The sequence below is a fragment of the Parendozoicomonas verongulae genome (assembly GCF_009711465.1).
Taxonomy (GTDB): Bacteria; Pseudomonadota; Gammaproteobacteria; order Pseudomonadales; family Endozoicomonadaceae; genus Sansalvadorimonas; species Sansalvadorimonas verongulae.
In genome coordinates, this window is record NZ_SMME01000731.1 from 1 (window position 1) to 7824 (window position 7824).

A 7824-nucleotide genomic window follows, 5' to 3' on the forward strand; every position below is an offset into this window, starting at 1 on the left:
GATTAAATGCATTATCTTGTAATTCGAGAATTTGAATTCGACTGGCTGACTTTCTTCAGAAGCCTCAACTTCTCTACTTCTTCTGGTAGCGATTTGGCTATTGCCGTGCATATTGAACATAAGTATTATCCCTGAATGTTTGAATAATTGGAGTCAGCTTTTATCTTGTAAGTTCCCTAATGGTTAGGCCAGAGTTTCTAACTGGCTTGTTACACTCACGGAAATGCTTTATAAAAAGTATGGTATTCGTCGCTTCGCGGGGCTACCGGGCATGACACTTAACTTGAGAGGTGAAAGTCCTCTTACCAGATCGCAGCGTTCTCTTAAATCAGTCATAAACCCGCCCTCGCATGGATTTCACATTGCTGCGCTTAGCCTTACTTTTCAAGCGGCGCTCCTTTGATGCTCTGGTTGGTTTAGTGGCCACACGCTTTTTGTGCACTTTGGTCACTGAGTAAATCAGCTCCGCCAGTCTGTTCAGAGCGTCTTCCCGGTTTTTATCCTGAGTGCGGAACCGCTGTGCCTTGATCACAATGACACCGTCTTTGCTGATGCGGCTGTCAGACAGCTTCAGCAACCGGGTTTTGTAAAAATCCGGCAGGGTGGAGTTGTGAATATCAAAACGCAGGTGAATGGCGCTGGACACCTTGTTGACGTTCTGGCCTCCAGCCCCCTGGGCACGAATAGCGGTGATGTCTATCTCGTCGTCAGGAATACTGACATGGGTTGATATCCTTAGCATTCTCTCTGTCCTTTCTTGTATTCGCCTGAGTAGTTATCCCGGGCGGCGGCATTATCCGCGATTGGTGGGATAAACAAAAGCCGGTAAAGTTCACTTTAGAAGGCTAAGGATGACAAAACCCAATGAAGGACTGGTTTCTCTATTTCATTCGCTGTAACGACAACAGTCTTTACTGTGGTATCACGACCGATGTAGAGCGGCGCTTTGCCGAGCATTCATCTGGCAATGGTAAGGCTGCACGTTATATCCGTGGGCGGAGGCCACTGACACTGGCTTTTTCCGATAAAGTCGGGAACCACTCTCAGGCACTGAAAGCCGAGTATCGTGTGAAAAAATACAACAAGGCCACCAAGGAGAAACTGGTGGCCGGTCAGGTTACTCTGCAGGAATTACTGAACGATCAGGATTAACGACGCTTCGGTGTCCAGGCCCAGATCATTTCCACCGTAATAGGTTCAACGCCTTTGGCATCGGTGACTGTGCAGGGCACGGTCACTTCTCCTTTCTCGGTGTCGCGAATCAGGGCAACCTGCTCCTCAGTAAGATGGGCTCTGGCAGTAATATCACCGGCGGAGCGCTTCACAAAGTTGATGTTCATGCTTTTGATGACCGGTACACGGCTGTCCGGTACATTCATACCCACAATCAAGCCGGTGGCCGACTCCGCCGCCAGCGCCATGCCGCAGGCGTGTACGCTGCCAATATGGTTCTGGTTGCGTTTGAGGTTGCGAATGGTGATAGTGCTTTCGTTGCTGGTGAGTTTTTCGATGCGTGTTTTGGTGGTGCCTACCAGTTTTACGGTTTTGCCCAGCATCTTGCTGACCAGCCACACGCGCATACCCTTCGGGGCTTTGTTAAGCGTGTGAACGGCACGGCTCATGCGATTGGCCATGGGAACTCCTCGTATTTTATTATTGGTGCGCAAGCCGTCGCAGGTTACCTTCGGTTACCTTGTAGAGCAAGTTTATAGAAAGCATTGCAGGGAATGGGAGAAGGTGGCTCTCCCATTTATCGTAAGTTACTGAGGCAGCTCACCTTCAACACCATCTACGTACCAGTTCATGGAGAGAATCTCGCCATCATTCAGCTTTACACCGCTGGCCACTTTTATGGAACCATCCTGCGCCTTGATAGGCCCTTCAAAAATGGTCAGTTCGCCGCTGGCAATATCGGTACGGGCCTTCTCAGCAGCTGCCACAACGTCGGCAGGAATTTTCTTGCTGTAAGGGGCCATCTTCACCATACCGGCATTGATACCGCCCCAAACGTCTTCGGCTGTCCAAGAGTTGTTCAGAACAGATTTGGCAACGTCCGTGTAATAGTCACCCCAGTGCACCAGGCTGCCGGTGAGGTGGGCATCCGGGCCAAAACGGGTCATATCCGTGTCGTAACCAAAGGCCAGTACGCCTTTGTCCTGTGCTGCCTGAACGGGAGCAGGGGAGTCTGTGTGCTGGTTGATGATATCGGCACCCTGGGCAATTAAAGCTTCAGCCGCTTCACGCTCTTTTGCGGGGTCGTACCAGCTGTTGATCCACACCACCTTCACAACCGCATCGGGGTTGGTTTCTCGCAGGCCAAGAGTAAAGGCGTTAATGCCCTGAACGACTTCCGGAATAGGGAAGGAGCCTACATAACCAATCACATTGGATTGGGTCATTTCACCGGCAATCAGGCCGGTCACATAGCGGCCTTCATAAAAACGGGCAGCGTAAGTGGCTACGTTCTTGCTGCGCTTGTAACCGGTGGCATGGTTGAACTTTACCTTGGGGAATTGTTTAGCCACTTTCAGGGTGGGGTTCATATAGCCGAAGGAGGTGGTAAAAATCAGGTCATTGCTCTTGGCCAGCTTGCGAATCACCCGCACCGCATCCGCGCCTTCAGATACACTTTCCACATAGGTGGATTCTACCTTGTCCCCCAGTTTGTCCAGCATCTCACGGCGACCTTCGTCGTGGCCGTAAGTCCAGCCCGCTTCACCGACAGGGCCAACGTACACAAACGCCACTTTTAGTTTGTCTTCTGCAGCGCCTGCCATTATTGCGGTAGTCGACATCAATGTGGAGAAGGCGGCCACAGCGGCTCGCTTTAGCCACGTTCGTTTCAGGAATATTTTCATAATTGTCTGCTCTTTGTGGGTTATTGTTGTTTTAGGTTTCTCGTTTTCTACATCCGCGAATGAAACGGCTTCCCTAACGACATGGGCGCCATCATCCGAATTTTTGACTGGTTGCTGGACAAAATCACCAGCACGACAATCGTTGCCAGATAAGGCAGTGTCGCCAGCAGGTTGGAGGAGATCGATGCTCCCATCCCCTGCAGAACCAGATGCATAATACTGGCCAGGCCAAACAGCCAGGCTCCCAACAGTACCCGCCCGATGCGCCAGCTGGCAAACACCACCAGAGCCAGAGCAATCCAGCCCCGCCCGGCGGTCATGCCTTCCGACCAGAGCGGCGTGTAGGCCAGAGAGAGATAAGCGCCACCAAGGCCCGCCATAGCACCCCCAAAGGATACCGCCAGCCAGCGAACAGTGAGCACCGGCAGGCCAATGGATGTAGCGGAGTCCGGGTTCTCTCCCACCGCCTTCACCATCAAACCGGGGCGGGAAAAGCGGAAAAAGGCCCAGGTCAGTGTCAGCAGAATCAATGCCGTATAAACCAGAGGATCATGACGAAACAGAACGGTACCCAGCAGGGGAATATCCGACAGCAGTGGTATAGCCAGAGGAGCAATGCCTGCCAAAGGTTTGCCAACATAGTCGGTCCCCACAAAGGCGCTCAAACCAGTGCCGAAAATCGTCAGAGCCAGACCCGTTGCCACCTGATTGGTGCGCAGCCCCAAAGCGAGAGAACCAAACAGCAAAGACATCGCCACGCCCGCCATCATCCCTGCAATCACACCCAGGAGCAGGTTACCGGTGGAGACAGAGACGATAAAACCGGTCACGGCCCCCATCAGCATCATGCCTTCCTGGCCAAGGTTGAGTACGCCGGATTTTTCACACACCACTTCCCCAAGGGCAACCAGCAGTAAAGGCGTACCGCTGCGAATCATGGCAAACAGTACATTGGTGATCAGATCGATATCCATAATCAGGCCCTGCCTCCCCGCAATTTAAAATGAATCAGCACATCGCAGGCCAGCAGGTAAAACAACAGCATGCCCTGGAAAAGACTGCCCAGCGCAAGCGGCAGGCCAAGCTCCATCTGTCCCATTTCTCCTCCCATAAATACCAGCGCCATCAAAAAACTGGTGAGGGCAATACCTACAGGGTGAAGTCGTCCGAGAAAGGCAACAATAATTGCGGCATAGCCATAACCGGGGGACACCTGAGGCACCAGCTGACCAATGGGCCCGGTAACCTCAAACACACCCGCCAAACCCGCCAGTGCACCACAGATGAGCAGAGCGAAATACACCAGACGTTTCTCTCGATAACCAGCAAAGCGTCCGGCGCTGGCATCCAGCCCTACAACCTTTAACTGAAAGCCGATAAATGTGCGGCTCAGTAACACCCAGGCGGCAACCACTGCCAGCAAGCCAATAGGCAGGCCGAGGTGCAGGCGGGTCTCTTCCAGCACAATGGGCAGGGTGACGGCTTCGGTAAACAGAGCAGATTCGGGGAAGTTAAAACCATTCGGATCTTTTAAGGGGCCGTGTACTGCCCACAGCAGCAGGTTCAGAGCGATGTAGTTGAGCATAATGGTGGTCAGAATCTCGTTGGTGTTGAAGTGGTTTTTCAACACCGCCGGAATCCCTGCCCACAGCAAACCTGCAAAGGCTCCCGCCAGTACGGTGAACAGCAGGGCAAAACGGCTGCCGGATTCCATAAAGTACAACGCAGCGGCAGAACCTATCAGCGCCCCCATCAGCAACTGGCCTTCCGCTCCGATATTCCAGACATTGGCACGAAAGCAGACAGACAGTCCAATAGCACACAGCAGCATAGGCGCCGCTTTCACCCCCAACTCCGCAATGCCATAGCTGTCGCTGATGGGCAAAATAAAGAAGGTATACAAACCCACCAGCGGATCTTGCCCCTGCCAGAGAAAGATAAGGGCGCCGGATATCAAAGTAAGGCCAATCGCCAGAACCGGAGAGAGATAGCGCAGCAGTTGAGAATCCTGCTGTCGCCTTTCCAGCCTGGGAAGAGGCAAAGGGGAAACAGACAACATCAGTGAGTAGCTTCCTGTGGCTCTTGGGGGTGTTCTTCTATTTGTTCTTCTGGCTGTGGAACAGAGGTGGCATCAAACGCACCCGTCATCCAGCTTCCCACCTGTTCTACAGTGGTTCCGGGTACCGGCCGAACAGGGGAGAGCTGCCCGTGGCAGAGTGCACCTATGCGATCACTGATCTGGAACAGTTCGTCCAGATCTTCCGAAATCACCACAATGGCCGCGCCTTGATCCCGCAAGGCAATCAAGGCTTGATGAATGGTGTTGGCCGCGCCCACATCCACCCCCCAGGTGGGGCTGGCGCACACCAGCAGTTTGGGATCCTGCAAGATTTCCCGGCCAATAATAAACTTCTGCAGATTGCCACCGGAGAGGCTGCGGGCCTCAGCTGCTACACCGTGAGCCTTTACGGAAAACTGTTGAATCACCTGCTCCGCAAACCGGTTGATCTTTTTGTGTCGCAGAAAGCCTCGGCGAATCAAACCTCCCAGAAAGCCGGTGAGCAGACCATTGTCGTGCAAGCCCATTTCCGGTACAGCTCCCCGGCCTAAACGCTCCTCTGGCACAACGGCCATGCCGGCTTTGCGTCGGGCAGCGGGGTTGAAACGGCCTATCGACTTACCTGAGAAACGAATCGTATCTTGTTGATGAGTAAGACGTTCCCCGCTGAGCAGTTTGAGCAGTTCCTTTTGTCCGTTCCCCGCTACACCGGCAATGCCCAGAATTTCCCCCTGGCCAACACAGAAAGACAGGTTTTTGAGGGTGGTGCCAAAAGGGTCTTCCCGTTCTGCGTTCAGGCTGGAGATTTCAAGCACACTTTCGCCGCCACTGACCTTGGGATAAGGCACCCCCAGTTCGGTATGGCTCCCAACCATTAAAGAAGCCATCTCCTGAGCAGAGGACATGCGCGGGTCACACGCGCCCGTTACGGTGCCATTACGCAGAACTGTCGCGCTGTGGCACAGAGCCTGAACCTCATTCAACTTATGGCTGATAAACAGAATACTGCAGCCTTCTGCTGCCAGCTTGCGCAGGGATTCAAACAGTTTCTCAACTTCCAGGGGTGTAAGTACGGATGTGGGTTCGTCGAGAATCAACAGGTTGATGTTCTGTAACAGGCAGCGGATGATTTCCACACGCTGGCGCTCGCCAGTCGAAAGAGAGTGTATATGGCGGTCCGGATCAACAGGGATGCCGTAGTGAATGGAGATGTCCTGAATACGCCCGGCCAGATGTTTACGGTTTCTGGCCTCACCCGGTGGCAGGGCCAGTGCAATATTCTCAGTGACGGTAAGGGTTTCAAACAGGGAAAAGTGCTGGAACACCATGCCAATACCCAGTTCACGGGCTTTGGCGGGGGAGGGGATGGATACCGGTTGACCGTTCCACCAGATTTGCCCGGCGTCTGGCAAGGTGACACCGTAAAGGATTTTCATCAGGGTGCTTTTGCCCGCGCCGTTTTCACCCAAAAGGGCGTGAATCTCCCCTGGCTGAATATCAAGATCAACAGCGTTGTTGGCCACAACCCCGGGATAGGTTTTGCTGATGCCCTGACAGCGTATACGTGAAGAAGACGACTTTGAACGTGTCTCGAACAGTTCCGCATTATGCATTGTTATTATTCGTGATTATTGTCGTTTTTGGGGGCTGCCCTTTGTGGGCGACTTTATACCATAATTGTTTCGTACTTGTTCATACTATTCCCCGAACGGCAATGAAAAAAGCCCGAATGAAACCATTCGGGCTTTTGTGTGTGCGTAAGCAATGGTCCGGGTACTTATCAGGGAGCTCAGCTGGTGATCAGGATCAACAGACCCGGCAGAGCAAAGAAGACACCGATAATATAGGCAAACACGATACTCTTATTGCGGCTGGCCTTCTGGGAGAAGATGCGTGCAGCACGATACGGAATGCGCCGCAGCTGAGGAATGCCATAAATCAGCAGTACCGCTGCCGCGTTAAACAGTAGGTGCACCAGTGCAATATGCAAACCTTCGATAGCCAGAGCACCGGTTACGGTGGTTGCCGCCAGCAGCGCGGTAATACAGGTACCGATGTTGGCACCCAGTGCAAACGGGTACACATCCTTCAAACGGAATACACCACTACCGGCCAGAGGCACGATCAGGCTGGTTGTGGTTGAAGAAGACTGAACCGCAACAGTGATCAGGGCACCGGAGGTAATACTTTTTACCGGGCCATCGCCAATAGCTTTGTGCAGCAGGTCTTTCGCACGGCCAACCATCAGTACCTTCAGGGTTTTGCCCAGCAGGGTGATGGAGAGGAATACCAGCGCCAGACCCAGCAGAGCCAGAGCTACGCCGCCATAGTTATGGGGCAGGAAAGCCAGCTGGTCGCCCGTCCAGCTCACTACCGGGCGGGTAATGGGTTTGATAAAGTCAAAACCACCCACGTGCATGTTCGAGCCGCTGCCCTCACCATAGACGGCGTGGGCCAGATAGCCGGAGGTTTTGCTCAGAAAATCCGTCGTGAGCTCCAGGGGCATAAAGATGATCACAGCCATCAGGTTAAAGAAACCATGAACGGTGGCAGCAGCGAAGGAGCGACGGAAAGTTTTCTTGGAGCCCCGCAGGCTTCCAAGACTCACTAAAGTGGCTGTCATGGTTGTGCCAATGTTGACACCCAGAATCATTGGAATTGCAACAGCGACCGGCAGGCCACCGCCTACAAGGCCAACAATGATTGAGGTGACAGTACTGGACGACTGCACCAGAGCTGTGGCCATGGTGCCAATAACCAGTCCCATGAAGGGATTTGTGGCAAAGGCAAACAGCTGCCGTGCGCCTTCCGCACCGCCGGCTGCCCATTTGAAACCGGTACCGATCATACCTACTGCCAGCAGCAGGAGGTAAATCATGGCAATAACAGTAACCCACTGACGAAGTG

The 7824-nt window shown here is 53.3% G+C and carries 8 protein-coding genes; 1 reads left to right on the plus strand and 7 read right to left on the minus strand.

Going from position 1 to position 7824, the window contains the following annotated elements; all coding sequences use genetic code 11:
• Positions 1 to 328: 328 nt before the first annotated feature.
• Positions 329 to 742 (minus strand): alternative ribosome rescue aminoacyl-tRNA hydrolase ArfB, encoded by a 414-nt coding sequence (gene arfB / locus E1189_RS04215; RefSeq protein WP_155158815.1) that lies wholly within the window; start codon positions 740 to 742, stop codon positions 329 to 331.
• A 122-nt stretch (positions 743 to 864) separates the two neighbouring features.
• On the opposite strand from arfB, the gene E1189_RS04220 reads away from it, so the two are divergent.
• On the plus strand, positions 865 to 1152 hold the full coding sequence (locus E1189_RS04220) for a GIY-YIG nuclease family protein (RefSeq protein WP_155158816.1): 288 nt from the start codon (positions 865 to 867) through the stop codon (positions 1150 to 1152).
• Here E1189_RS04220 and E1189_RS04225 read toward each other — a convergent pair.
• The 6 genes from E1189_RS04225 to E1189_RS04250 all read right to left on the minus strand — a co-directional run.
• Complete coding sequence (locus tag E1189_RS04225; RefSeq protein WP_155158817.1) at positions 1149 to 1634, minus strand: DUF4442 domain-containing protein; 486 nt, start codon at positions 1632 to 1634, stop codon at positions 1149 to 1151. The two genes, E1189_RS04220 and E1189_RS04225, sit on opposite strands and share 4 nt — an antisense overlap.
• A gap of 126 nt (positions 1635 to 1760) precedes the next feature.
• Positions 1761 to 2858 carry a BMP family ABC transporter substrate-binding protein gene (locus E1189_RS04230; protein WP_155158818.1) on the minus strand — a complete coding sequence of 366 codons (1098 nt, stop codon included), beginning with the start codon at positions 2856 to 2858 and terminating at the stop codon, positions 1761 to 1763.
• Between the two features lie 47 nt (positions 2859 to 2905).
• On the minus strand, positions 2906 to 3832 hold the full coding sequence (locus E1189_RS04235; RefSeq protein WP_155158819.1) for an ABC transporter permease: 927 nt from the start codon (positions 3830 to 3832) through the stop codon (positions 2906 to 2908).
• 2 nt (positions 3833 to 3834) lie between these two features.
• Positions 3835 to 4917, minus strand: a complete 1083-nt coding sequence (locus tag E1189_RS04240) for an ABC transporter permease (protein WP_155158820.1) — start codon at positions 4915 to 4917, stop codon at positions 3835 to 3837.
• Positions 4917 to 6530: an ABC transporter ATP-binding protein gene (locus E1189_RS04245; protein ID WP_155158821.1), complete on the minus strand. Its 1614-nt coding sequence runs from the start codon at positions 6528 to 6530 to the stop codon at positions 4917 to 4919. The genes E1189_RS04240 and E1189_RS04245 overlap by 1 nt, the downstream gene beginning before the upstream one ends.
• A 176-nt stretch (positions 6531 to 6706) precedes the next feature.
• Positions 6707 to 7824: Na/Pi symporter (locus tag E1189_RS04250; RefSeq protein WP_155158822.1), on the minus strand; the 1118-nt coding region annotated here is incomplete at its 5' end.